Below are 26,272 nucleotides of genomic sequence, written 5' to 3'. Positions count from 1 at the left end.
TCAAAAAGTTGCCTTTCTCTTTTTTGAAAGGCAACTTTTTTATACAGCGTTTTGATAACGTTTTCATCAAGTGGTATACTAAATAGAAGGAGGACGAGGACATGCGTTACTTAATTGGCGGTATTTTTTTATTGATTAGTATCTGGCAATTCATTGTTACTGGACGGACATTTTCCTACTTAAAGAAAGAGGGCGGCAAAAGAACCTCACCATTTATTCTGTTAGGACTATGGAGTAGCTTAGTGTTTGCTATTATTTCATTTGCTGTGGCGATTGCTTCTTTCTTTTATGTGAGTTTTTAGTAGAAGGCTAGCCATAAGTAAAAGGAGCGAGATTGCTAGTCTCGCTCCTTTACTTATTTTTTATGGTTGTTTTCCAATATAAGCTAAAATTCCACCATCGACATATAAGATATGTCCGTTAACAAAGTCAGAAGCGTTAGATGCTAAGAAAACTGCTGGGCCAGCTAAGTCTGCTGGTGTGCCCCAACGATTAGCAGGTGTTCGTCCCAAGATGAATTCGTTAAATGGATGCCCTGGTTCTCTTAATGGCGCCGTCTGTGGCGTTTCAATGTAGCCAGGTCCAATCCCATTACATTGAATATTATATTGTCCATATTCAGAAGCAATATTTTTCGTTAACATTTTTAGTCCGCCTTTTGCTGCCGCGTACGCACTAACTGTTTCACGACCTAGTTCACTCATCATTGAACAGATATTGATAATTTTGCCATGACCCTTTTCAATCATATCTGGAATAACCGCTTTTGCCATAATAAATGGCGCATTCAAGTCAACATCAATCACTTGACGGAACTCTTCTGCTGACATCTCCACCATTGGAATTCGTTTAATAATTCCCGCATTATTGACTAAAATATCAATAGAGCCGACTTCTTCTTTAATCTGAGCAACCATCGCTTGAACTTGCTCTTCATCAGTGACATCACACACATAACCACGTGCTTCAATCCCTGCGGCCCGATAATTTTCCAAACCTTGTTCAACTGATTCAGGAGATAAGTTATTAAAAACAATTGTTGCTCCTGCTTCAGCTAGGGATTTCGCAATCTCAAAGCCAATCCCATAAACAGCACCTGTAATTAACGCTACTTTTCCATCTAATTGAAAATCATTCATTTTAAATTCCATGTTTTCTCCTCTTTCTTTGGTTTATTTTAATTGATCCATTGCAACCATATCCATGTCTGTGTACGTAATGTTTTCTCCGCACATGGCCCAAATAAAGGAATAATTACTTGTACCAACCCCAGAATGAATTGACCAGCTTGGTGAAATGGCTGCTTGTTCATTACTCATTACTAAATGTTTCGTTTCGTCTGGTTTACCCATCATGTGGAAAATCCGCGTATCTTCTTCCATATCAAAATAAACATACGCTTCCATACGACGTTCATGTGTATGACAAGGCATTGTATTCCAAGCGCTACCTGGTTCTAAAATGGTGTAGCCCATTTGTAACTGGCAACTTTCACAAACGTTCGGATGAATGTATTGGTAAATTTTACGTTGGTTCAATGTTAATGGATCACCCGTTTCCATTGGGGTAATTTCATCAATACTAATTTTTACGTTGGGATATTTATGATGTGCTGGGACACAACTAATGTAAAATTTCGCTGGATCATCAGGGTTTTCTGAAGAAAAACGAACATGTTTTGTTTCTTTCCCAATATAATAGCCATCTTGTTTTTTCATTGTTTCTTTGGCGCCATCAATTTCAATAAAGCCTGGTCCCCCAATATTAATAACCCCTAGTTCACGGCGTTCTAAGAAATAGTCAACCCCTAATTCTTTGTCCAAAATAATTTCTAATTCTTCTGTGGTCGGTGTCACACCACCAAAAATCATCCGATCATTATGTGTGTAGGTTAAGCTGATTGCACCTGGAATAAAAACTTTCTCTACTAAAAATTCATCTCTCAATTGTTCTGTTGAATAGTGACGGATATCCGCCGGACTATGTGTATAACGTGTTTCCATATTTTGCATAACTAAAATCTCCTATCTATTTATTTTTCCTGAGCCCGTTGCCAAAAAAGCAAGGACTTCTTTTTGACTAAATTGATTACAATCACCATGGACAGTATGTTTTAACGCACTAGCCGCTGTCGCAAAATCAATACAGGTTTGTGGATCATAGGCAGCTAATAAACCATGTAAAACCCCACCAGCAAACGCATCACCGGCACCGACACGGTCAACAATCGGTTGTAATCGATGACATTTGGACGTATAATACGCACCTTTGTACCATAGCGTTCCGATTAATTCATTATCTGTCGCTGAATGAACTTGACGTTTGGTTGAATAAAATACTTGAATGTTGGGATAACGTTCTTGCATTTTCCGGTAGTACCACGTTAATGCGTCTTCAAGTTCTTCCTCTGGTTCTGGAATCTCCAATAAATAACGAGCATCTAATACCCCAGCTGAACAAATATCAACAAATGGAAGAATGGCCTTCAATGCCACGCTCGCTTCTTTCTGGGACCAAAGTTTCCCTCGATAATTAATGTCAAAACTTACTTGGCACCCTGCTTGCTTCGCTGCTTTAACTAGCGCAACCGTCATACTTTGCCAATTTTTTGATAACGCCGCTGTAATCCCTGAAATATGAAAGATCTCTACTCCTGAAAACAGCTCATGTAAGTCCCATTCCATTTCTTCGATTTGAGCAAAGCTTGAATAGGCGCGATCATAGACAACACTGGCTGCTCGTTCTCCTGTACCAGTTTCCAAGTAATACGTTCCTAGACGTGTTCCGCCAGTTCGTACAAATTCCGTTGAAACCCCATAACGACTTAAATGCTTTTTGGCGGCTTCTCCTAATGAATTATCGGGAACTTTACTAGCAAAAGTCACTTGGTGGCCATAGTTCGCTAACGAAATCGCTACATTCGCTTCACCACCGCCGTAATGTACAGCGAAATTTTCTGTTTGTGCTACGCGTATTCCGACAGGCGTGGACAAACGCAACATGATTTCTCCCAATGTTACGACTTTCCCCATGTGCCTACACCCCTTTGATTGCTTGGAATTTTTCCATATAGGCTTGGGCAACCTCACGAACTTTTTCAAAATCCCCAGTTGCTGCTGGCGCTAACAGATTACCGCCAACACCGACGGCCGTCACACCAGCAGCGAACCACTCGGCCATATTTTCCAAACTGACACCACCCGTTGGCATAATATTTAACTGAGGCAATGGCGCTTTAAATGCCGAAATAACACTCGGTCCATAAACACTTCCCGGAAATAGTTTAATAATATCTGCTCCGCTTTTCAGTGCTTCTTTCATTTCTGTGATGGTCATACAGCCTGGCAAATAGGGAACTTGATATAAATTGCAAATTTTAGCGGTTTCTTCATCGAAGCTTGGACTCACAATATATTCAGCCCCTGCTACAATAGCTAAACGAGCAGTCGTAGCATCCAAAACTGTCCCCGCACCAATGACTACGTCAGGATTCTCTTGGTATAACGCAACTAATTCCTGAATCACTTCTGTTGCTTGAGGAACAGTAAAGGTTAACTCAATCCCCCGCATACCGCCTGCTACAATGGCTTGACTAGCTTTTAGTGCTTCCTCTTTTGTCTTTCCGCGAACCACAGCAATTACGCCAGCATTTTCTAATTTTTGTAAAATTGATACTCGCTTCAACAGACTCCCTCATTTCTTATTTAGAAATATATATTTATTATAAAGAAATTCACAACTTCATTATACAGATAAAAAAAGAAAATGCAAACGTTTTTACAAAAATAAAAAAAGAAAGACAAACAAAAATCCCAATCGACTTTTGTTTGTCTTTCTTTTTCTACTATAATTTCGCTTCAATCGCTGCTTTTGTTGCCAAAAGGGCTTGATTAATCGTCGTTTTATTTTCCTCTGTCAAACGATATTTCGGCATGCTTACACTAAAAGCACCCGCAATTTCGCCATCTTTCATTAAAGATACTCCGCTACAGAAAATATCTTGTTCAATTTCTTCATCATCGTAAGCAACCCCCGTTTGTTGCACTTGTTTTAATTCTTTTTTCAAACGCAAGGGATTGGTAATCGTATTTTCGGTATAGGGAATTAATGTCTGCGTGTCTAAATATTGTTGCACTTGTTCTTCCGAAAATTCTGCTAAAACGGCTTTACCCATGGCCGAATTATACAAAGGTCGAGTAATTCCCACTTTCGAGGACATGCGAATCGTTTGATTTTTCGGTTCTAATTTATTGATATACAGAATTTCATTATTATTTAAAATCCCTAAATGAATGGTTTCATCGACCGTATTTTGAAGGTTTTCTAAATAAGGTACCGCAATTTCAGCTAAATCGATTTGCTCCACACTTTGATTCGCATAGCGAATCAATTTTGTTCCTAAGCGGTACGTTTTGTTCGTGTCTTTTTGAACATAGCCAATTAATGTTAAGGTTTCTAAAATTTTGATTGCCGTTGATGCCGTCATTTCGGTATTCTTTGCAATTTCCTGTAAGGTTTGATCGGGTTGTAAACTTAGACAGTCCATGATTTTAGCCGCTTTTAACAAGACTGTTCCGTAAGGTTTTGTTTCTTTCATCGAAACCCTCCTTTTCCATATAAGAAATTATATAGAAAAATAAAGAAATTGCAAGAAAAAAAGAACTCGAAGATTCATTCAGTAACGTTTTACTTTCACTTCCGGTCTTTCTCCCAGTCCTATTTCATTCTTATTTTCTTTTCTTTAACTCATCAGAAACATCTGCATCCTTAGGAATTAAAAGATACTCACTGACTTCTGTGGTTTCATTAAATACGACATATAATTTTTGTTCTTCATCGAAATCGCCCAAATCAATCGCTACGTAATTGGGACAAACTTCTGAGATACCATGAAACATTTGACTAAAGATTTTTTTCGTCATCCCCACATTACGATGCTGCTCTTCTGCTTTTTCCACCGCACTTTGTAACGTATATCCTTCATCTAAAAAACGCTTGATCCAATGCACTTTGACGACTGTATGTAACCGATATTTCCGTGGACCGTTTGCGTCTTTCGCAATGGAAGAAATATACCCTTTTTCTTCCCAATAACGAAGTTGACGTGGCGAAACTTCAGCAATTTCACTTAGTTCACTAATTCCTATCAACAAATTTTCTTCATTTAACAAACGCTGAATCATTTTTGACCACATTAGTTTAACTTCCTTTCCCTTATCCTTTCCTTAATTGTAGTTTTTTTTACACCTTTGTCAAGTAAGTTGACAAAGATTCTAATTAGTTGTAAAGTAGTTAATGCAATTTAATTTGAAACTTACAGAAAAAGGAGCGATATATGTGACTTCACAACAACCTGTGGATATTCACGGAAAACCTTATAACCGGTCGTTACTAGTCGGCGTTTTACTAATCGGAACATTTTGTACGATTTTAAACCAAACGCTTTTAACGACGGCCTTACCTACATTAATGAAAGAATTTGATATCTCAGCTTCAAGTGTACAGTGGCTAACCACTGGATTCCTACTTGTGAACGGCATTATGATTCCCATCAGTGCTTGGTTGATTAACAAATTCAGTTCAAAAAAATTATACATAACAGCGATGTCAACGTTCTTAATCGGAACCATCATCTGTTTTGTAGCGCAAGACTTCGGCATGTTATTGACTGGACGTCTTGTTCAAGCCGCAGGGGTCGGTGTATCTATGCCTCTTTTACAAACAATTATGCTTTCAATTTTCCCGCCTGAAAAACGTGGCGCTGCCATGGGCACAACGGGAATTGTTATCGGATTAGCACCCGCTTTAGGTCCAACATTGTCTGGTTGGATTATTGATTCTTATACATGGCGTGACCTTTTTGGGATGGTCATTCCAATTGTCGTTTTAGTCCTAATTTTAGCTTCATTTTTAATGAAAAATGTCATCCAATTATCTAATCCAAGTATCGATGTCTTATCGGTCATTCTTTCTACTCTCGGCTTTGGTAGCTTACTTTACGGTTTCTCAAGCGTTGGTGATAAGGGTTGGGGTAGCCCACAAGTCTATGGATTCTTAATTGTTGGTGCGATTGTTTTATGTCTTTTTACATATCGACAATTGCATTTAGAACAACCTTTCTTAGAATTACGCGTTTTTAAATCAAAAGTCTTTACTGTCGCAGCCATTTTATCTGGCGTAACCAACATGGCAATGATTGGTGCCGAAATGGTTTTACCTTTGTATATCCAAAATATTCGTGGCGAATCTGCCTTCCATTCAGGGTTAATGCTTTTACCAGGAGCGTTAGTCATGGGACTTATGATGCCAGTAACTGGTCGCATTTTTGATAAAATTGGTGCCCGTCGTCTTGCGATTACTGGGATGTTTATTTTAACAGCTGCAACGTTACCGTTTGCTTTCTTAACAAAAGCAACACCTATTATTTATATCATTGTCCTATATGCGATTCGGATGTTTGGTATTTCGATGGTCATGATGCCTGTGACAACTTCTGGCATGAATGCTTTACCAATGAATTTATTAAGTCACGGAACTGCTGTAAACAACACCTTCCGACAAGTAGCTAGCTCAATTGGAACAGCTGTTTTGATTAGTGTTTTAACAAATGTTACCAAAGACGGCTTACCTGCATCAGACTTATTAAAAACAGCCCCACTCGCTTATCGCGATCAAGCAACAAACGCAACATTAAACGGCTATCACGCAGCCTTCTTCGTGGCAACAATCTTTGGCGTTCTCGGCTTGGCGATTACTTTCTTCTTAAATAAAAAAGAAGCGATGCCGGTTAAGGAAGTAGGTGCAATGAAATAATGATTATTTTTCTTTTAATCCTTTGCGTGTTAGGCTTTGCCTATACGAATGTATTTGGCCGAAAAGTCTGGCATAAATTCTGTATGGTTATTTTTGGTTTAGGCTTCTTAGCTTCGTTAAGTCTTATCGTTTTAAACGATAAAGATCATTTTGGTATGACCGAAGTTACTCAGGACAAAACGTTTGAACTAAAAAGCAGTAGCGCAAGCAAAGATGGCCCCAACATGTTATTGTACCAGCCGTTGGGCGATGGTTCCGAAAAAGTTTATTTATATAACACGCCAGATAAAAAGAAACTACAAAAAACAGGAACGGAAAACGTCACAAACACAGTTCAAAAAGATGCTCAAAAAGCCACATTAGTCCAAAAAACGACGAAATGGTCCTATCAAGAGTCTTGGGCCAAAACACTATTTGGCCTTGCTGACAACGATAACCAATTTGCAAAACAAGAAAACACCTTCAACGTTGCTAGTGACTGGCTAGTTTTAAGTGCTGATCAAGCCAAAAAATTAGGCGAATATATGGAACAACATGCCGCTGATATCAAAAAAGAAGGGACTGAAACAGTTGGCAAAAAAATGATGGCCGCTATGATGGCGAATCCATCAATGTCCCAAGAAGAACAAGCAAAACTCACCGAACAATATACCAAAGAGTTTCAACAAGAATTGATTCAGAAAATTCTTAGTGACATGAAATAAAAAGAAGGACTGCCTGAGAAACTTATCAGGCGGTCCTTCTTTTTTAATGATTAACCCAAATATAAATACCTTGTTCTTCTTTTTCAAGAACTTTTGTTTCCGAAAGCAAATTTCCTGTCACCAAATCATATCTGAGAAGCGTCTGACCAGCTAAAACCAACAACTGATTATCTTTCGTTGTATTTACACTATAGATCATAGATTCTTCTAATTCTTCCGTCTTTAACTGTCCATTAATATTTAAAAAATAACTTTCTTCCGTAGCAAGATTAACAATTGACAGCCCCACTTTCCCTAATTCATTTGGCTCGTGATCAATAATCAAATATTCGGACGTTCTACTTTTGTAAATTAGGTTAGGAAAATTCTCTGTCAATTGAATAAAACGTTGATTTTTAGCATCTAAACCCATTTGCATAATTCGATTATCTGGCACATTTTCATAACTTACTCGGTTTCTATGAGCCGTTATCGGCAAGTAAATTTGATTATTTACAATCACAGAAGAAGTAAAACCATAAACATACTCTGGGTTTGTATCTAAAAATATTTCGTCTGTTAATGTCAAATTTTCCCCTTCTTTAAAAATGAACAACGTATTCTCATAAAGTTGTTTTTCTTTGGCTTCCTGACTAGCGACGACATATAGCTTATTTTGTGTTCCTGAAAATTGCGTAACTGGTGTTGTAGATTCATTAAACACGTATGAACTAACTGGATTCCCTTCAGTATCGAAAGAATATAAACGCTCTGCTTGAACAGTATAAAAATAGTTGGAGCTATAACCAGTACCAGTATAAGGATATTTTTCTGTCTTCCTTTTCAAAAGTTCTCCTTTAAAAAAATCAACACTCACTATAAATTCATCCTTAGTGCTGCTCAAAAGATCACCTGTTGAAAATAGTAAATAATGGGATTGTAATCTTCCTTTTGAAAACCCTGTTGGGACAATCTCTGGTAGATCCACACGACTTCGCTTATGTTTTTTGATGTCATTTTCAGAAAACATGAATGAATAAATCGCTTGGGTTGATAATACATAAAAATCTGTTTCTTCTTGCACAACAAAAGATTGCTTTTTTTCTTCTATCAATTTGTCTTTTACAACAAATAACATTATTCCAATACAAATCAAACTAAGAAATCCTGCTACTATTTTTTTCATATTTTCGTTGTATTTCTATATGTAATTGGCGCCTGAACTTTTTTAAACAATTGTCTTATACTCACTATATTATTCCCTAGACAGCTTTGATACCTTTCTTCTACAGTCCATTCTACATAACCAACCAACAACAGTCTAACCGTTTTTTTCATTTTCTCTCCTCCTATTAAAACAATATGCTTCCATTGTGACCATGCACAACAAAAGCATATCATTCAATCTTTTAACAAACAATCTAATTTCAGATTATTTGAACTGTTTAGAAAAAACCAAAAATATATCTTTTTAATTATAAATCGCTTTAATCGGATCCATCCTCGAGGCACCAATTGCTGGAATAATCCCGAAAAAGATACCTGTGAAGACCGAAACCAATGTTGAAATAGCAAAGATGGACGGCGTAATAATTGGCGTAATCGAAATATACCCACCGACCACAGTTGCCAATAAATAGCCGCAGCCGACACCAATCAAACCACCAATCAATGTGATAAACGCTGCTTCCATTAAAAATTGGAATAAAATGACTCGTGGTTTAGCACCAATGGCCCGACGAATCCCGATTTCTCGTTTCCGTTCCGTGACAGACACATACATGATGTTCATGACGCCAATTCCCCCGACTAATAGGGAGATTGCAGTAATTGCCATCAGAAACATTGTCATACCCGTGACCATTTCTTCCATTTGTTGTTGGAGTTGTTGGTCTTGATCATTTTCTTTAAACGTTCCTTTCACTTCAGGATGATTTTCACTTAAAATGGTGATTGCCTGTCCTAAAATTGCTTCTCGGTCCGCTCCCTCACGAACCTTAATATTGATGCCGCTAATTGCTTTTGTTTTCGCTAATTTATTGTATGATTCTCGAGAAACAAAACTGCTCATAGCAGTTGCCCAATCATCGTTCATACCCAAACTATCTAAATCTTTTGGTGCTAAAATACCAATCACCTTGTACATATAACCACCAATTGAAACAGCTTTTCCAATGAGTTGGCTAGGATCATCAAGCCGAATTTGCGCTTCAAAGATATCATGATTTAAGACAATTGCATCTGTATTTGCATCGCTCGGTTGAAAATCACGACCATATAAAATATCATTCTGCCCTTTAGTCGACGTAATGGATAAATTCGCTTGCGCCCCAAAATAATCCATTGGTACAAACAAATTGTCTCCGCCCCCCATCATTGATTCACCATATTGAGGATAAATACTTTCAATTCCTTGAATGTCTTGTAATTTTTTCAAGTCCACTCGGCTAAACGTATAATCTGGTTCTTCATAGGACATAAAATTGTCACTGCTACCATCCGACATTGTATAATGAATCTTCAAAACATCCGCGTTCACTGCACTGGATGCCTTCACAACTTGACGCTTCATCCCTTCACCTAGCGCAGAAATCGTTACGACTGATGTAATCCCAATAATAATCCCGACCATCGTTAAAAATACCCGCAACTTATGCGCCTTTAAGCTTAAAAAAGTACTAACAAATAAATTAGCAATCATCTAATCACCTCTTCTTCCAAAAAGCGACCATCTTTCATATGAATCACTCGTGAGGCATATTTTTTCATATCTTCATCATGTGTCACCATGACAATTGTTTTGCCCTGTTCATTCAATTCTTTCAATAATTCCATGATTTCTGTACCCGTTTCACTATCCAATGCCCCAGTCGGTTCATCAGCCATAATCAATAATGGATCATTCACCAAGGAACGAGCAATGGCTACTCTTTGTTGCTGTCCTCCAGAAAGTTCAGTAACTTTTGATTTGGCTTTTGTTTCCAAACCGACAATTTTTAGGTATTTTTCAGCAATCGCTTTTTTCTCAGCACGGCTTTTTTTCCCTTCATAAACACAGGGCAATTGAACATTTTGACTAACATTTAAGGAATTAATCAAGAAAAATTGTTGAAAAATAAACCCTAGATATTCATTGCGAAAGGCTGATTTTTTATTTTCAGACAATTTTGAAACATCTGTTCCTGAGAAATGATAACTTCCGTCTGTTAAGCGATCCAAGAAACCGATAATGTTCATCAGTGTTGTCTTACCGCTGCCGGACTTCCCCATGATTAAAATGAACTCTCCTTGATGGATGGTCAAGTTCAATTCTTTTAAAACATGTAGTTTTTCCTTACCTACTGGATAGAACTTGTTAATGTCCCGCAATTCAATGAGGGGTTGATTTGTATTGTTTACTTCCACCATCAAGCCCTCCTATTTCGACGCATCTGTCATTGATTCGTTGGTTGCTGATTCATCAGAAGCAATCGCTGCATCTGATTCAACAATATCACCGACTTTTACTGGTTTTTTTGAAGAAATAACCACTCGGTCGGCTGATTCTAAGCCAGATTCAATCGCCATTTTGTCGCCATTTTCTTGCCCGACTTGGACATCACGACGAATGATGGTTCCAAAATCATTCACTAAAACGTAGGCCTGTTCACCCTCTTTTTGAATCGCTTTTTTCGGTAACTCAATCGCCCCTAAATCGCCTAAATCAATGGTTGCTTGCATATGGTAACCATTTTTGACTTTGTCTAAATTGGCCAACGCAATTTTGACGCTATAACTAGACATCGTCGTGCCGCCCTCTGGATTGCCACTCGCGGCATCGCTGTTGCCTTCAGGAGGATTATCATCGATGTAAGAAATTGAGCCATCCACAACCACATTGTTGGAAACAGAAGTTAGTTTAGCTTTTTGCCCAACACTAATTTTAGTCAAGTCCTTTTCATTCACTTTTCCAGCTAAATAAAGATCTTCTGAAGTTAACCGTAAAATCGGTGAATTGGCATCTTTTACTTCTGGAATTGATACGCGACCTTTGAAATTAGCCTTTGTGGAAATATATTGCTTCGCTCCTAAATCCGCTAAGGTTTCATTGGTAAAGGTAATCTCTTCATCTACCGCATCGACTTCTGTTTGATATTGTTCATTTAAATCATCACCAGACATCGTGCGGTCTTCTTCTTTAGTTTTATTAAATTTATCAATGGCCCGATTCCACTTATTATAGATATTCGCCCGCTTCGTTTCTAATTTGGCTAAGCTATTTTGTTGTGCCTCAATTTCTTTTGTTACCGCCTCATCTTCATAAGTAAATAATTCTGTGCCTGCATCTACGACATCGCCGTTTTTCACCTTAATCTCTGGATCCTTTGTTATTTTTTGATCACGCGCAAAGGCTTCCATTTGTTCCGGTTGGATGACACCGTTAATATAAATTTGTTGCAAGTCGGGAACGTCAAAATAGTCAATTCCCCAGTCATCTTTAGGCGCTTGCTTGACAGCTACTTGTTGTGCATTTTTATTTAACGCATTCACAGTTACGATGCCCCCAACCGCAATTACCGCAACTGCCCCCAATATAATTATCGTTTTCTTCTTCATTTTCTTCGTTTCATCTCCTCATTCTGTCTATTTTCCCCAACAAACTAAATTGCTCGGTCGTTCACTTATAACTATTTAACCATGCTTGAATTCAAGAAACAAGGGCATTTCTCTAGGCCTTTAGTCTGATTTATTTCATTTTTGTTCATTTTTTTATTTATTTCACGACAATAAATAACCATTGTTGGGTCTTTGTGTTTCAACAATCTAAAAAGGTTATTTTTATGTTATTTATAACTAAACTATGCGCAATCGAGATTTTTTGCTTCTTTTTTTATTTAAGGTACACTAGAAGAAACAATTGAAAGTGAGGGCTTGCCATGAAAGTCATTATTTTTGGCGGTAGCGGTTTTTTAGGTCAACAAATCGCGAAAATTTTAGTCCAACGCCAACATCAAGTCATCAGTGTTTCACGTCATGGAAAGCCTACCACGCTCTCCGCATCTTGGAGCCACCAAGTGCAGTGGGTATGCTCCGATGTTACTCGTGACACGAATTGGCAAGAACAAGTCCAGCGTGCTGACTGGGTCATTGATACAGTAGGTATTTTATTTGAAAATCCACGAAAAAAGAAAACCTATCAACGGCTAATTCTGACGCCCGTGAAAAAAATCAGCTCTTTTTTAGCACAACAAAAAAAGCCAGCTAAGTTTTTATTTATTTCAGCCAATACTGTTCCTTTCCCTTTGAGAAAATATATGGAGGCCAAATTGGCAGCGGAGGAACTAATCCACCAAGAAGTCGCCGAAGCAGTGATTTTTTATCCTAGTTTACTCGTAGGTCAAGAACGTACCGGCACCATACTTTTTAGTAAATGTATTTATTTTTTTAAGAAAATCCCCTTTTTAAAGAACTTATTTATTGGCTATGATCCCGTGCCTGTGGCAGAAATGGCACAAGAAATTGTTCACGTTTTAGAAGGCGGCAATTCTATTTACACACATAGAAGGACCCGTTAACAAGTTATCTCCCAATCGTCTCTGTCTAGAGGCGGTTTTTTTGTGTTACAATACAACTGTTCGAAGGAGAGAAGAAGCATGAAAAAAATTGCCATTATTGGCGGCGGCATTATCGGAATGACGTTAGCTAATTATTTAGATCCACAAAAATTTGACATTACCGTTTATGATGAAGGGATCGGCCAAGCGACTAAAGCGAGCGCTGGGATTATTTCCCCTTGGCTATCCAAACGTCGGAATAAGAAATGGTACCAATTAGCGCGAGAGGGCGCTGCCCTATTTCCAAAGCTAGTCAAAGATTTTCAGCTGACGGAGGATATTTATCGTCAATCAGGGACAGTCATTTTGCGTCCGGCAGCTGCTTTGGCAGACTTAGCCCATTTGGCAGAAGAGCGTAAGCAAACTGCACCCGAAATTGGAGAAATCACGATGTTGTCAGCGGTTCAAACAGCGAAGTTCTTACCGCTACTTAAGGAAACTCCCTCACTTTTTATTTCTGGCGGCGGTCGCCTAGATGGACCAGCTTATCTAAACCATCTTCAGAAACGCGCCGAAGCTAAAGGGGTCACTTTTTGCTCACAACGGGCGCACTTTCGACAACTGAATCAAGGGTGGGAAATTGTCACAAATTCAGAAAAAAAGAGCGTTGATTTTCTCGCTTTAACACCTGGTCCTCATTTAAAGGAATTACTAGCTACTTTAAATTTATCTGTGGACATTCGTCCCCAAAAAGGACAATTATTAGTTTTCGAGACCCCTTTTACAAACAGTCAGCAATGGCCTGTTGCTATGTTAGATGGCGAAGCCGATTTAATTCCTTTTAATCAAGGAAAAATTTTATTAGGTGCCACCCACGAAAATGAACAAGCCTGGGATTTAGAAGAGACTGTTAGCGCTTTTCAACAACTAACTTCTGGGACTGCGCCATTTCTAAAAGAAGCAGAGCAGCTTTTTAAGCAACCCATGCATTACCGCGTCGGTACACGTGCTTATACATCTGATTTCGCTCCGTTTTTTGGTCCTTTGCCAGAAATGCCCCACCTTGTGGTTGCTAGCGGACTTGGTTCATCAGGACTCACTACTGGCCCATTCATTGGTTACCAATTAGCTGAATACTTCAATACAGGTGCCTTCAAAGGAGAGCTTTATCAAAAACCACTTAGTCAATATGTAAAAAAAAACCCTCACTTTAATCAGTGAGCGGTTGTTTTTTTCCCTTTAATTAAGAAATGTGAAGTATCTTGGTAGAAGGATTTTGTTATTATGCTACTTGTGGTCGCGCATAGCGTTCTACGTTTTGTTTAATATTTTTAACCGTTTCTGGATCTTCAATGCCTGTTACTTCAGCGATCACTGTATCAACACTTTCTTGGTCAAGCATTTCCTGTAATTGACGGCTTTGTTCATCTTCTGGATCATGATAATTAAAGACAATACCAATCATTGCTAATAAATGCGGCGACACTAGATTGCGTTCCTGTAATTCACGGATTGGTCGAATAAACCGTTCTTGCGCACCTAATTTTCTGATTGGTGTCCGTGCTACACGTGTAATAGCATCTGAAATATATTTATTTTGGAAACGTTGAATAATTTTTTCAATATAGGCTGCATGTTCTTGTTCATCAAAATTCCATTTAGCCACTAAAAGTTTACCAGTTTCCTGCAAAACTGATTTGAGTTGTGCTACCACTAAGGCGTCCTGCATCGCTTCGTCAATGGTTTGATAGCCTAACAACGCCCCTGTATAGGCAACTGTAGCATGGCCAGTGTTTACACTAAATAATTTTCGTTCAATATACGGCTCTAAATCAGCAACGTAATGAACCCCTTCTAACTGAATCTCTTTGGCTTTTCGGTTGGTATCATCAATGACCCATTCACAAAAAGGCTCAACTTGAACAAAAAGTGGATCTTCATGTTTTTGTAATGGAACAATCCGATCAACCGCCGCATCAGGAAAACCAATCCATTGTTCAGCATAAGCTGGGTTTTTCAAATATTTGGCCACTTCTTCTGCTAAAAAGGTTGAACCACCAATCATATTTTCACAAGCGATAATATCCAGCGGCTTTTGACAATTTGCTTCGGCACGTGCATCAATTCCTTGGGCAATTAATTCAGCAATTCTTGGTAAAATATTGGGACCAATCGCCGTCGTGACTAAATCGGCTTCCGCAATTGCTTCTACTACTTTTTCTGGTTCTGCCATGTTATTTAATCCGGTCACATTTTCAACGTTAATTTGTTGATGTGAGGCATCGGCCAATTCAATTGTATAACTTTTACGTTCTTTTAACGCTTGAATGATGGTTTCATTAACATCCACAAACGTAATATGAAACCCGTTTTTAGCTAAAATTTCGCCGATAAAGCCGCGTCCAATATTTCCTGCTCCAAAATGTACTGCGTTCATTCTTATTCTCTCCTTTAAGCAATGGCTAAATTTTCTGTTATTTCTTCTTTACTTAATGCATCGGCAAGTTGCACTACGTTATCCATATCACTACAATAAAGTGCAATTTGTTGGACTAATTGCAAATGTTCTTCACCGACTCCGGCAATCCCAAATAATACGGTAGCAATTTTTTCATCTTCTTCGGTGCCAAAATTAACGCCCTCTGGGACTTGCACTACACAGATTCCTGATTTTTTCACTAATTTTTTGGCTTCTTCTGTTCCATGAGGAATGGCAATAAAATTCCCCATATAAACAGATAGCAATTGGTCTCTTTCAATCATTGCTTCGATATAAGCGGGCTCAACACAGCCTGCCTCGACTAGTTTTTCGCCGCAAAAGCGAATAGCTTCTTCTTTTGTATTAAACTGTTGATTTAATTCAATTGAAATATTCGTAAGATTTTCCATTGTTTTCTTCCTCTCTAGGCACTTTCTTTTAAGAGCGAAACCACTGTTTCATATTTTTGGGGATTAACCATACTTTTTACTGATAAGTGTGTCGCTTTCGGTGCTTTTTTACGGGCTTGTTCCGTTAGTTCAGCTTTTGTGACAATTAAAGCCTGTGTTTGTTGAGTTAATTCATTAATATTAATTTTTCGAATCGGCATTGAAATTTTCTCTTTATCTAAAATTTCTTCTAAGACTTTCATTCCCATCGTTGCTGACCCGACACGGTCATCGTGAACCAAAAGAATTTCATTGACATTTGCTAAATCTCCCTCAATTTCAGAAGCAGGTGTTGCTTTGGAGGCTGTTGGTTGTGCGTCGTTTTTTTCTTTGGTACCTGATAGTTCAGCCACAATTTCATCATAACGTGGTGAGTTCAAGAAATTTTCAACTGCTACAAAGGTTGCATTAGGTGCTTTCTGTTTGGCCCGTTCTTGCAATTCCGCTTGTGTGACAATCAATGTATTTCCCTCATCGGTCAAATTATTAATAGCCCGATTCGTCACAGTTTGTACTAAACCAGCCTCTTGGACCTTTTTCCGTAAGATAGACGCACCCATTGCACTAGAGCCCATCCCAGCATCACAAGCAAAAATAATTTGTTGAATTCCTGACAATGAAGCACTACCATTTGTGACAGTTAATCCTTTTGATGCTGCTTTAGCAGCTTGGGTTTCTTTCACTTTTTGGGCAAATTCATCACTTTCTTCTTTCGCATCTGCTTTTAAAATGACTGCGGATACTGCAAAGGAAACAGCAGTTGCTGCCAAAACACCTAAAATAACTGGTAAGTAAGAACCCATTGGTGTCATTGCTAAAATAGCTATAATGGAGCCTGGGGAAGCGGGCGCACGTAAACCAGCATCTAACGTTTGGAAAACCAAACTACCTGTCGCGCCACCTGCAATAACCGATAAGAATAATAACGGTTTCATCATTACATATGGGAAGTAAATTTCGTGGATACCACCAAGGAAATGAATAATTATTGCTCCCGGCGCAGAAGATTTTGCCGCACCTTTTCCAAAAAACATAAATGCTAATAAGACACCTAACCCAGGACCAGGGTTTGCTTCTAATAGGAAAAGAATTGATTTGCCAGCCGATAAGACTTGTTCTGTCCCTAAGGGTGTTAAAATGCCATGATTAATCGCATTGTTTAAAAAGAGCACTTTTGCCGGTTCAATAAAAATACTCGTTAATGGAATCAAATGAGCATTTAAAATGATTTCCACACCACGTGCCATTGCAGCAGTCAGCGCATCGACAATTGGGCCAATCGCTGAAAAACCAAGTAAAGCTAACGCAAAACCAATTAATCCAGCTGAAAAATTGTTTACTAACATTTCAAAACCAGCTTTAATCCGATGTTGGAAATACTGATCAAATTTCTTAATTGTAAAGCCACCAAGTGGACCCATAATCATGGCACCTAGCATCATCGGAATATCGGTTCCCACAATCACGCCCATTGTCGCAATTGCGCCAACTACGGCACCGCGATCACCTGCAATTACTTTCCCACCAGTGTAGCCAATTAATAATGGAATTAAATAGGTCAACATTGGGCCAACCATCGTGGCAAAGGCTTTATTTGGCAGATATCCATCTGGGATAAATAGCGCTGTCAAAACGCCCCACGCAATCAACGCCCCGATATTGGGCATCACCATGCTAGATAAGGTACTGCCAAGTCTTTGGACTTTTGCTTTAATTGATACTTTATTTTTTTCTGGTACTTGTTCCATGTTTATTCCCCTTCTCTCAAGTAACTTTTCTTGTTGACTAAATTGTATCCGCTTTCCGAATCTGGAAAAAGTCGTACTTTGGCACAAACCATTGTGCCAAAAGTTGAAAGAAAAAAGCACGTGTTCTCTAGTTACGAAAACCAGAAAACACGTGCTTATTCCATTTCTAATAATTTCAATAATAAATGAACAACTTTTTATGCTATACTCAAATTGGCGACTTGCCTCGAAAGGAGGTGCATCACATGTACGAGATTGTCACAAAAATTCTTGTGCCTATTTTTGTCGGGATTGTCCTGAAACTTGTAACCATTTGGTTGGAAAAACAGAACGAGGAATAAACAAGTTGCTTTCAACCGCTGCTGTCTAAACAGCAAAAAAAGACACCCTACTACTGATAGGGTGTCTTTTTAGTGCATCCATGCACGACTTTGTCACAAGTTACCTTAAATTTATCATAGGGCCTATTTTTTGTCAAGGAATCTTCTTATCTTTTTTGTTTAATCTCTTAAATAAAAATATTTTAATTTTTATTATAAAATTATTTCAATAATTATTGAACATTTCAGAATGAATTGATTTTTTTCAGACGTAGCTTTAGGCTTGAGCCAGAATTTTTTGTGCTTCATCTATTGTTCGACAATCACTGAGCCGCTGAATGTTTTCGAGATCTGAACAGAAAAAAGCTAATTCTTGAAGCATGCTTAGTTGCCGTTGACTTTTTAGAGCAACGACAAATAACAAAGTAGCTATTTTTCGATCTGCTTCCGTACCAAAGTTGACCCCATCAGGCACTTGAATAAAGCAAATCCCTTCTTTTAAAACTTGTTCATCTTGTCCTTCCGCATGAGGCAATGCCACAAAGTTACCGATATACACACTGACTTTTTGTTGACGTTGATACATTGCTTTGACATAGTCAGGCGTGACCAACTGATTTTTTAGCAGTAATTCACCAGAAGCTGCAAGTGCTTCCTCCCAACTAGCATACGATTGATTCAACATTATTTGCTCCGCTGTAATTTCAAACATCTCTCAACACCTAGCCTTTCATTTCTTCAATTAATAATGACGAAAGCAACTGATAAACAATGGCTTCATTTCCTGAATGAAAAATTTCTGTATTTAAATCATTCATAATAATCGCACCACTGATTTTCCCTAAAATTTTCCCGATTGTTTCATCAATCGGCATCGGCGCTAGCATGAGTAACATACGTTGTAACTGCATCGGCTTTTTATCCATACCTTCAATCATAAGTGGCTGGGCCAGATTAAAAATACAAAAAACAGGCTGTGTCACTGCTGTACTTGAGGTATGGAATAAGGCCATTTCCGTCTGAGGAATCCCAATAGGCGCTTGCTCGTAACGTTTCATCAATTGCTGACAGACGATTGCACTATCGGTGATTAAATCTGCGGAAAGTTGCGCAAGAGCTTGTTGAACGGTTTCTGCTAAATCCGCTTGATTATTTAAATCTGCTATGAAAAATGTTTCTAATAGTTTACTAATTTCTTCCATGAAAGCGACCACCGTTTCGTAGCTTTCTTCGCCACCTATTTTTTTCACAGGCGCTTTCCTAAGCGAGCGTTTTTCGTGACTGATCCGCTTAAACTCTTCTTTCAATTGGCGGATTTCATCGTCTAAAAGTAACGGTGAGATCAATTTATATTTACCATTGTATCCTGGTAATAACGAAGTGGAAATCACTAAGTCATAGTTTTCCTCAACATTTACCTTGCCTAAATCCGCAATCCGAAAAAAATGAATCTGATTGATAAAAGGAAAGTAGCGCCGTAATCGCATTTCCAGCATACTTGTCGAAGCCAAACCGCTAGGAGAAAAACCTGCAATATCAACTTCCATAATTTTGGGACTCCGTTCTAAAGAATTGGCAAAATGAAGTACCATGTAGGCAATTTCCTCTTCTGATAGATTCTTTTGCGGAAAAATTTGCGGCAACGCTTGGCGTAAAGCCGCAGCTATTTCTTGATATTGGTTCATGATCCGTTCTAAAATGGGATTCGTTAAATCTTCTTCTTGTAAAACCGCCCGCGAAAAAACACCTGATAAATGCGTCAACAACATTTTATACAAATTGGTATCTTCGAAAAAATTAACTTCCGTTTCTTGACTTACTGCTTCAATCAGTTGTTTCACTGCATAAGCTAGCTGAGTGTCAAAATGTTCATCAAAAAAATCTTCATCAAAAGAATTAGAAAAATCACTTAATAAGCTAGCAAAAAAAACAATCTCACTGACAGCGTATAGTTGTTTCGTTTCAGCAGCGACTTTTGAAAAAAGTCGTTTAGAACAATTTAGAAAGGCCTTATTCATCTGCCCAGTATAGGTCTCATCAGCTAAATAAAAACCTGCAGTGACCCGATCCATCGCAATTGTTAACATTAAAATCAAATGTTGTAATTTGCGATCACTTAATGCTGGAAATAAAGTTTCTACTTCTGGCTGAACAATTTTTTGTGCAAATGCTAAATGTTCTGCATGAATAAACTGAAAGAAAAAATGGTCGTTTGTTGTTAATTCGGTAAAATGAAAAAATTGGTACTCATTAATTTCCATACTTAGAATATTCGCCATTAGAAGACGGCGATATTTTTCAGAACCAGTCACTTCATAGCCTTGATTCCGAGAAATCGTCAACGGAATCCGAGCAATCCGTGTTTCTAATTGTTTAATATCGGCATAAAAAGTCGTATTACTAATACAATACGTTTCCAGAAAATAATGCATAGAGACTGGCTCTTTTGTTTGAAGTAATGTCAATAAAATCGCATGTTGCCGCGCCAAAGTAGAAAGTTCCTGTGTCTCTTCTCCTAAAATAGCAGCCTGAATTTCCGTCATCGCTGCTTCATCTGCTTGAATCGAAAAGCGCCCACGAGCTACTTTTTCCAACGTCGCGCCCATCGATGCTAGCGAGGTTTCTAAATTTTCTAATTCACGATATACCGTCCGGCGGCTAACCTTTAACAAATTCATCATGCGGTTTACTGAAACGGGGGTAGGACTATTCACTAATTCCGTTAATAGAACAGTTTCTCTTGTCGTTAAAAACATCTATCAGCTCCTCCTTCCAGCCATTCTTGATACTCTTTCTTATTCAAAAAACTAGTAACTACGTATAAATTTTGTTGCGTTAGATCTAAATGATAGGCTTGCGCCAGTTCACGAGTCACTACGTAGGTTGTCTCCTTGGTAAAAAAGACTGTTTCCAGTGGTTCTTTAGATACTTCAATCGCGACTCCTTGTTTCGCCGCTTGTTGCCGCAATAATTCCATTCCCATTGTTTGCGATCCTCGAACATTCTCGGCATATAAAAAAACAAGCTTCTGTATTTGTTTGGTCGGGTTCGTTCCAGTAGACTCTGAACCAAGTGAAGATTGCTCTTGAGAAGAAGCAGTCAGTTTGGCTAAAACTTGCGGGTAATAGGATTTAATTTCTAAAAAATTTTGAACACTCACCATATCCTTTTCTGGGACGTACTTTTGTGCTAACTGTTTCAATTCTGCTTGAATGACCACTAATGTCTTAGGCTGCCACTTCATCTGATGAACGGACTGGTAAGTCACAGGTATCTCCAAGTCCACAGCTTTTAATTGTCGGCTTAGCAAACTAGCCCCCATGGCACTTGAGCCCATTCCTGCATCACAAACAAATAAAATTTGCTGATAGTTAGGTGTGACTGTTTCCACTTGGTCTTCCTCCTTCTCCTTCATCTTTATCATTGAAACTGGTTCAATTCCTCGTTGACGTTTTAATAACAAGCTTGCTATTGCAAAAGAGCACAGAAAGCTAACAAAAATTCCGCTAAAAACCGCCAGCCTCGCATCAGTCGGGGCATTGGCTAAAATCGCAACCAATGAACCTGGCGAAGCTGGAGCATTTAGCCCCACATTAAATATTTGAAAAACAAGCGTACCACTCATTCCTCCAGCAATTACTGCTAAAAATAAGCGCGGATCCATTAAAACAAACGGAAAATAAATTTCATGAATGCCCCCAATCAGTTGAATCATGGTGGCACCTCCTGCTGTTTTTCGTTGTCCTACAGGCCCAAACAGCAGAAAAGCAACCAAAACGCCCACGCCTGGTCCAGGATTTGTTTCCAATAGAAATAAAATGGACTGACCTGTTTGACTAGCGCCTTCTAAACCTAGAGGCGTTAATAAACCATGGTTAATCGCATTATTAAAAAATAACACTTTTAAGGGCTCTAAGAAAACGTGAACCAATGGTAAAAGATTGGCTTCAATTAACCAAGAAGAAAATTGATACAGCCAAAAACTAGCACTTTCAACAGCAGGAGCTACAACCAGAATACCAAAACAGCAAAGCAGTCCTCCCACAATTCCTGCTAAAAAGTTTTTAGTCAGCATCTCATAGCCTTCTTTAACTTTCGGTAAGAGAATTTGTTCAATTTTGGCGAAAGTATATCCTGCTAAAGGGCCAATAAACATAGCACCAAACAACTGTGGAACATCTGTGGAAACAATCACGCCCACTGTCGCAATAGCAGCAACAACGCCGCCACGTTGTTCCTCGAACATTTTTCCGCCTGTAAAACCAATTAAAATCGGTAAAACAACTCGAATCATTATCGTTTCGACTTCAGAAAGAGCTAGCCGTAGATTCCCGGTCGTATAGCCAGCCACCAAAGACAATAAGCTCCACGCAATAAAAATACTCAAATTTGGCATAATCATCCCACTCAAACGATGACCAAAACGACGTAAATAGGGAGTTACTTTCACAAACTTATGTTTAAAAAAGAGCGAATGCATTTCTTTTTCCTTCATATTCCTTGTCCCTCGCTCTCTATGTAGATAATTAGAATACTTCTATTATATGAAATTTCACAAAAAAATAGTATAGATTTTTGTAAAATAATTCTTTTATACACCTCACAAGAGAATCCGTTTACATTAATAGAAAAAACTTTTATACTAAAAGAAAGAAACTCTTCGGATTGGAGGCCAATTATGGCAATCAAAGCAATTGTAATGGATATTGATGGCACCTTGTTAACTTCAGAAAAAAAGATTTCACCAAAAACGCGACAAGCATTAGTAGCTGCACAAAAACAAGGCCTCTCACTGATTTTGGCTTCTGGCCGCCCGACTAACGGTATGCGGCCCTTAGCAGATGAATTGGAGATGGCTCATTATAATGGACACTTACTTTCCTATAACGGCGCTTGTGTCACCCATCATGGCAGTCAGCAACAACTATTTAACCAGACAATTTCAAAGTCATTGAGTCAACAAATTTTAGAACATTTGAAACAATTTGACGTAATTCCAATGATTAATGATGAAACATTTATGTATGTCAATGATGTTTTTCATAACACCTTACATTTAGAGACTGGTGATTTTAATATTATTGAATATGAATCACGGGGCGGCAACTTTCAATTATGTGAGTGGCATGATTTAGCCGCCAGACTAAACTTTCCCTTGAACAAAATTTTAATTGCTGGTGAACCCGCCTATTTACAAAAATATCATGAGGCCATCTACGCGCCTTTCAAAGAAACCGTCACCGCTGCTTTTTCCGCTCCTTTCTATTTTGAATTTACCGCTAAAAATATTGATAAAGCGCGTTCTTTAGAAAAACTAACCCTACAGTTAGGCATAACTGCTGAAGAAGTAATTGCTTTTGGTGATGGTCACAACGACTATACTATGTTGGAATGGGCCGGCACGGGAATTGCTATGGAAAACGCCGTTGACGAGCTTAAAAGCATCGCAACGGAAGTCACTTTATCCAACGACAATGACGGCATCGCTGTTGCATTAGCCAACTTTCTTTAAGAATGTTGATTGATGTAAGCGTACGCCGTCATTTTTTATTGCCTATTCAAATGTCGTGATTTTTTCTGGTGCTAAACGAACAGATTCATAACCAGTTTCCATGCCCTTACCCACAGATAAAATCATCACTGGGACATAGCGCTCTTGATCTAAACCAAATGTTTCGGCTAATTTTTCCGCTTCAAAACCACCGATTGGATTTGTTTCATATCCGTGAGCTCGGGCCACTAACATAAATTGCATAGCTGCTAAACTCGCATCAATTTTTACGATGTCATTCATTTGTTCTCTGCTTAAACTTTCATAATGGGGAATAATGGCTGCTAATTGTTGGTCCCGCACTTCCTTAGGCATTTTACCACTAGCATAGGCTTGATTGTAAATTTCCTCTCCTCGCTCATGGCAGTTTAGATCACCAAAAATTAAGAGCATTGCAGAAGATGTTTCATTTTGACGCGTATTAAAGCGAATTAAGGGTTTTAATTTTTCTTTGCCTGCTTCACTTTCCACTACGACAAAACGCCATGGCTGCATGTTAACAGAAGAAGGGGCGGTGGTCGCTTCTTGAATCATTGTTAACATTTCTTCATGAGAAATTTTATGGGTTTCATCGTACACCCGAACCGATTTGCGGCCAAAAACAATCTCTGAAAAATCATTCGTTGTATATGTTGTCATTCTATCATACCTCTTTCGTTGTAATGCTTTGATCTAGTTTTGTCAAAAGTTCTTTTAATTGGCGACAGTCGTCCTTTGTAAATGTACTGGGAATAATTTCTGTTACCATTTGTTGCTTGGCTGTACATTGCTGTAGTTCTTGTTGTGCTTTTTCTGTTAAATGCACTAGCACTTCCCGATTATTTTCTGGATTTCGCTGTCGTGTCACATACTGTTTCTCTTCTAAAATTTTCAAATGGCGAGTGACCGCACCACTATCGATTTTTAAGTGTTCTTGAATCTCTGTTTGAAGACACGGCTGACGTTCTTTTAAAATCATCAGCAACTCATAACGAGTCAAACTCAAGCCAACTTGCTCTTCAAAAACTTTGGTAATTTTTTGATCTAATACCTTTAACTGACATAATAATTGGCTGACTTCCCGTAATGATAACGACATAGTTTCCTCCTTAAAAAGATGACTCGTCAACAATTGACTAGTCAACTATAACTGTTTCTTTCTAAAAATGCAACCTTTTTTACAAGAAAAATAGAACAATTGACAGGGAGAAACTACAGTATTCCCCATCAACTGTTCTATTTTAATCAATCTATTTTTCGGTAACAGGTTCTGCTGATAACCGCTTAATTCCTAAACCAGTAAATGCACTGACCATTGAGAAGACAGGCGATAATAAGCTAAAGAAAACAAATGGTAAGTAAGTCAACGTTGGTACGCCAAAGGTCCCCGCTACGAAGCTACCTGCAATCCCCCAAGGAATGAGGTAGTTAATAACCGTCCCACCATCCTCCAAGGTTCTGCCTAAAACAGTCGGATCCAAACCTTCTTTTTTGTAAACTTCTTTAAAGGCATTCCCTGGTAAAATAACCGATAGGAATTGTTCACCAATAAAAATATTTACGCCAATTCCTGTTAATAACGTTGATAAAATCAATTTCGGTGTACTGCTCATTTTCTGCGAAACAACTTCCATGACCGCAGAAATCAATCCTAATTCCATTAATAAGCCACCTAGAGACAACGTTAGAATAATAAGTGCCACAGTCGGCATCATACTCATAATCCCGCCACGACTTAATAATTGATCAATTTGTGCGTTCCCCGTTTGAGAAACAAACCCATTTTCCAACGTGTTTCCTAATGCCTGCAACGATACTTTCGGATTTTGAATAATAATCATAATTACTGCCACAATAATGTTTAACAAAATCGTGATAATCGCTGGAATTTTGCGCCAGGCACAGATTAACATTAAGGCTAATGGTAACAATGACCAAATGGAAATGGTAAAGTGGTCTTCCAATACTTGAATAACTTGAACTACTTCTGTCAGACTTGTATTCGCGTACGTTTGCCCTAAAATCATAAACAAGATTAAAGAGACGATAAATGCTGGTACAGTCGACCACATCAAGTTTTTTATATGTTTAAACAAATCCGCTTCAACAATCGCTGCGGCTAAGTTTGTTGATTCTGATAAAGGCGACATTTTATCACCAAAGACTGAACCAGAAACAATCGCCCCCACAACTAAAGCAGGGTTTAATCCTAAGGTACTGCCAATACCGAAAAAGGCAATTCCAATTGTTGACATCACTGTAAAAGCACTACCTACTGCACTGCCGACAATCGCACAGACAATAAAAACTGACGGCACAAACCATTTAACACTAATCATTTTAAAACCAAAAACCATAATCGTTGGAATAATTCCTGCTTGAATCCAAACGGCAATCAATGCCCCCACTAAAATAAAAATAAAAATTGGAATAATCCCTGGCTTCAAGCCATCAACAATCCCTTTATGCATTTGATCAAATGGTACTTTACGAAACATTGCGTAGCCTAAAATCAATGCAATCACAAACAAAATAGTAATATTTGGCGATATCTTTAAGCCAATTACTCCTGTTGCAATAGCTGCCACAATAATTAATAACACGATACTTGCTTCTCGAACACTCACGGTCTTCTTTTTCTGTTTTTCTTTCATTTCGTTACTCTCCTCTAATCTTTTTTCTGAATACTCTGACATTAAAGGATCTTATGATAACG

The 26,272-nt window shown here is 38.4% G+C and carries 27 protein-coding genes; 7 read left to right on the top strand and 20 right to left on the bottom strand.

The genetic code is table 11. The features are described 5' to 3' along the window. Positions 1–101 precede the first annotated feature (101 nt). Complete coding sequence (locus tag IGJ03_RS01625; protein ID WP_002355314.1) at positions 102–302, top strand: hypothetical protein; 201 nt, start codon at positions 102–104, stop codon at positions 300–302. A gap of 60 nt (positions 303–362) precedes the next feature. On the opposite strand, the gene IGJ03_RS01620 is transcribed toward IGJ03_RS01625, so the two are convergent. From IGJ03_RS01620 to IGJ03_RS01595, 6 genes are all read right to left on the bottom strand, one after another. Next, positions 363–1,151 (bottom strand): gluconate 5-dehydrogenase, encoded by a 789-nt coding sequence (locus IGJ03_RS01620; protein ID WP_002355302.1) that lies wholly within the window; start codon positions 1,149–1,151, stop codon positions 363–365. A 21-nt stretch (positions 1,152–1,172) separates the two neighbouring features. Next, the gene (kduI, locus tag IGJ03_RS01615) at positions 1,173–2,012 is read right to left on the bottom strand and encodes a 5-dehydro-4-deoxy-D-glucuronate isomerase (protein WP_010821372.1); all 840 of its coding nucleotides are present in this window, start codon (positions 2,010–2,012) and stop codon (positions 1,173–1,175) included. A 12-nt stretch (positions 2,013–2,024) separates the two neighbouring features. Continuing rightward, on the bottom strand, positions 2,025–3,032 hold the full coding sequence (locus tag IGJ03_RS01610) for a sugar kinase (RefSeq protein WP_002419219.1): 1,008 nt from the start codon (positions 3,030–3,032) through the stop codon (positions 2,025–2,027). Positions 3,033–3,036: 4 nt separating this feature from the next. Continuing rightward, positions 3,037–3,684 (bottom strand): bifunctional 4-hydroxy-2-oxoglutarate aldolase/2-dehydro-3-deoxy-phosphogluconate aldolase, encoded by a 648-nt coding sequence (locus tag IGJ03_RS01605; protein ID WP_002367887.1) that lies wholly within the window; start codon positions 3,682–3,684, stop codon positions 3,037–3,039. A gap of 160 nt (positions 3,685–3,844) precedes the next feature. Next, positions 3,845–4,597 (bottom strand): IclR family transcriptional regulator, encoded by a 753-nt coding sequence (locus tag IGJ03_RS01600; protein WP_002355294.1) that lies wholly within the window; start codon positions 4,595–4,597, stop codon positions 3,845–3,847. A gap of 130 nt (positions 4,598–4,727) precedes the next feature. After that, complete coding sequence (locus IGJ03_RS01595; RefSeq protein ID WP_002383688.1) at positions 4,728–5,195, bottom strand: MerR family transcriptional regulator; 468 nt, start codon at positions 5,193–5,195, stop codon at positions 4,728–4,730. Between the two features lie 100 nt (positions 5,196–5,295). Here IGJ03_RS01595 and IGJ03_RS01590 point away from each other — a divergent pair, with 100 nt between their 5' ends. Together IGJ03_RS01590 and IGJ03_RS01585 are read left to right on the top strand one after the other, a co-directional pair. Then, the gene (locus IGJ03_RS01590) at positions 5,296–6,813 is read left to right on the top strand and encodes an MDR family MFS transporter (RefSeq protein WP_002389910.1); all 1,518 of its coding nucleotides are present in this window, start codon (positions 5,296–5,298) and stop codon (positions 6,811–6,813) included. Then, complete coding sequence (locus IGJ03_RS01585) at positions 6,813–7,517, top strand: DUF4811 domain-containing protein (RefSeq protein ID WP_033601160.1); 705 nt, start codon at positions 6,813–6,815, stop codon at positions 7,515–7,517. Before IGJ03_RS01590 ends, IGJ03_RS01585 begins: the two co-directional genes overlap by 1 nt. A 43-nt stretch (positions 7,518–7,560) precedes the next feature. Here IGJ03_RS01585 and IGJ03_RS01580 read toward each other — a convergent pair whose 3' ends face one another. The 5 genes from IGJ03_RS01580 to IGJ03_RS01560 all read right to left on the bottom strand — a co-directional run bounded on the left by IGJ03_RS01580 (position 7,561) and on the right by IGJ03_RS01560 (position 12,092). After that, a complete protein-coding gene (locus IGJ03_RS01580; RefSeq protein WP_429861472.1) occupies positions 7,561–8,634 on the bottom strand; it encodes a hypothetical protein in 1,074 nt (357 codons plus the stop codon). Between the two features lie 44 nt (positions 8,635–8,678). Then, complete coding sequence (locus IGJ03_RS01575; protein WP_010709202.1) at positions 8,679–8,834, bottom strand: hypothetical protein; 156 nt, start codon at positions 8,832–8,834, stop codon at positions 8,679–8,681. Between the two features lie 133 nt (positions 8,835–8,967). Next, positions 8,968–10,197 (bottom strand): ABC transporter permease, encoded by a 1,230-nt coding sequence (locus IGJ03_RS01570; RefSeq protein WP_002355288.1) that lies wholly within the window; start codon positions 10,195–10,197, stop codon positions 8,968–8,970. Then, positions 10,194–10,904: an ABC transporter ATP-binding protein gene (locus IGJ03_RS01565; protein ID WP_010819731.1), complete on the bottom strand. Its 711-nt coding sequence runs from the start codon at positions 10,902–10,904 to the stop codon at positions 10,194–10,196. Before IGJ03_RS01565 ends, IGJ03_RS01570 begins: the two co-directional genes overlap by 4 nt. Positions 10,905–10,913: 9 nt before the next feature. After that, complete coding sequence (locus IGJ03_RS01560) at positions 10,914–12,092, bottom strand: efflux RND transporter periplasmic adaptor subunit (RefSeq protein ID WP_002355284.1); 1,179 nt, start codon at positions 12,090–12,092, stop codon at positions 10,914–10,916. 320 nt (positions 12,093–12,412) lie between these two features. Between IGJ03_RS01560 and IGJ03_RS01555 the strand changes: the two genes are divergently transcribed. Further along, positions 12,413–13,051, top strand: coding sequence for an NAD(P)H-binding protein (locus IGJ03_RS01555; protein WP_002397545.1), 639 nt, complete (start codon positions 12,413–12,415; stop codon positions 13,049–13,051). A gap of 78 nt (positions 13,052–13,129) precedes the next feature. Beyond that, entirely contained in the window at positions 13,130–14,251 is a 1,122-nt protein-coding gene (locus tag IGJ03_RS01550) for an NAD(P)/FAD-dependent oxidoreductase (protein WP_047648971.1), read from the top strand. Between the two features lie 61 nt (positions 14,252–14,312). On the opposite strand, the gene IGJ03_RS01545 is transcribed toward IGJ03_RS01550, so the two are convergent. From IGJ03_RS01545 to IGJ03_RS01535, 3 genes are read right to left on the bottom strand one after another with little or no spacing between them, the layout of a single operon-like run. Beyond that, the gene (locus tag IGJ03_RS01545; protein ID WP_002386082.1) at positions 14,313–15,467 is read right to left on the bottom strand and encodes a mannitol-1-phosphate 5-dehydrogenase; all 1,155 of its coding nucleotides are present in this window, start codon (positions 15,465–15,467) and stop codon (positions 14,313–14,315) included. 14 nt (positions 15,468–15,481) lie between these two features. Continuing rightward, positions 15,482–15,919, bottom strand: coding sequence for a PTS sugar transporter subunit IIA (locus tag IGJ03_RS01540; RefSeq protein WP_002355279.1), 438 nt, complete (start codon positions 15,917–15,919; stop codon positions 15,482–15,484). Between the two features lie 14 nt (positions 15,920–15,933). After that, on the bottom strand, positions 15,934–17,706 hold the full coding sequence (locus tag IGJ03_RS01535) for a PTS mannitol-specific transporter subunit IIBC (RefSeq protein WP_002405272.1): 1,773 nt from the start codon (positions 17,704–17,706) through the stop codon (positions 15,934–15,936). 245 nt (positions 17,707–17,951) lie between these two features. On the opposite strand from IGJ03_RS01535, the gene IGJ03_RS01530 reads away from it, so the two are divergent. Next, on the top strand, positions 17,952–18,047 hold the full coding sequence (locus IGJ03_RS01530) for a type I toxin-antitoxin system Fst family toxin (protein ID WP_015543884.1): 96 nt from the start codon (positions 17,952–17,954) through the stop codon (positions 18,045–18,047). A gap of 256 nt (positions 18,048–18,303) precedes the next feature. Here the strand turns inward: IGJ03_RS01530 and IGJ03_RS01525 are convergent, their stop codons facing one another. The 3 genes from IGJ03_RS01525 to IGJ03_RS01515 are packed head-to-tail and all read right to left on the bottom strand — an operon-like array spanning position 18,304 to position 22,521. Next, positions 18,304–18,738: a PTS sugar transporter subunit IIA gene (locus IGJ03_RS01525; RefSeq protein ID WP_002358391.1), complete on the bottom strand. Its 435-nt coding sequence runs from the start codon at positions 18,736–18,738 to the stop codon at positions 18,304–18,306. Positions 18,739–18,748: 10 nt separating this feature from the next. Next, on the bottom strand, positions 18,749–20,782 hold the full coding sequence (locus tag IGJ03_RS01520; RefSeq protein ID WP_002355275.1) for a BglG family transcription antiterminator: 2,034 nt from the start codon (positions 20,780–20,782) through the stop codon (positions 18,749–18,751). Then, the gene (locus IGJ03_RS01515; protein ID WP_161970589.1) at positions 20,773–22,521 is read right to left on the bottom strand and encodes a PTS transporter subunit EIIC; all 1,749 of its coding nucleotides are present in this window, start codon (positions 22,519–22,521) and stop codon (positions 20,773–20,775) included. Before IGJ03_RS01515 ends, IGJ03_RS01520 begins: the two co-directional genes overlap by 10 nt. Positions 22,522–22,704: 183 nt before the next feature. Here IGJ03_RS01515 and IGJ03_RS01510 point away from each other — a divergent pair, with 183 nt between their 5' ends. Then, positions 22,705–23,538 carry a Cof-type HAD-IIB family hydrolase gene (locus IGJ03_RS01510; protein WP_002355273.1) on the top strand — a complete coding sequence of 278 codons (834 nt, stop codon included), beginning with the start codon at positions 22,705–22,707 and terminating at the stop codon, positions 23,536–23,538. A gap of 42 nt (positions 23,539–23,580) precedes the next feature. Here the strand turns inward: IGJ03_RS01510 and IGJ03_RS01505 are convergent, their stop codons facing one another. From IGJ03_RS01505 to nhaC, 3 genes are all read right to left on the bottom strand, one after another. Then, positions 23,581–24,216 (bottom strand): nitroreductase family protein, encoded by a 636-nt coding sequence (locus tag IGJ03_RS01505; protein ID WP_002358386.1) that lies wholly within the window; start codon positions 24,214–24,216, stop codon positions 23,581–23,583. A gap of 4 nt (positions 24,217–24,220) precedes the next feature. Beyond that, on the bottom strand, positions 24,221–24,655 hold the full coding sequence (locus IGJ03_RS01500) for a MarR family winged helix-turn-helix transcriptional regulator (RefSeq protein ID WP_002370202.1): 435 nt from the start codon (positions 24,653–24,655) through the stop codon (positions 24,221–24,223). Between the two features lie 151 nt (positions 24,656–24,806). Then, positions 24,807–26,252, bottom strand: coding sequence for a Na+/H+ antiporter NhaC (nhaC, locus tag IGJ03_RS01495; protein WP_002383673.1), 1,446 nt, complete (start codon positions 26,250–26,252; stop codon positions 24,807–24,809). Positions 26,253–26,272: the final 20 nt, after the last annotated feature.

The sequence above is a fragment of the Enterococcus sp. DIV1315a genome, from assembly GCF_051712325.1.
Taxonomy (GTDB): Bacteria; Bacillota; Bacilli; order Lactobacillales; family Enterococcaceae; genus Enterococcus; species Enterococcus faecalis.
This window is presented reverse-complemented; position numbering and strand designations above follow the sequence as displayed.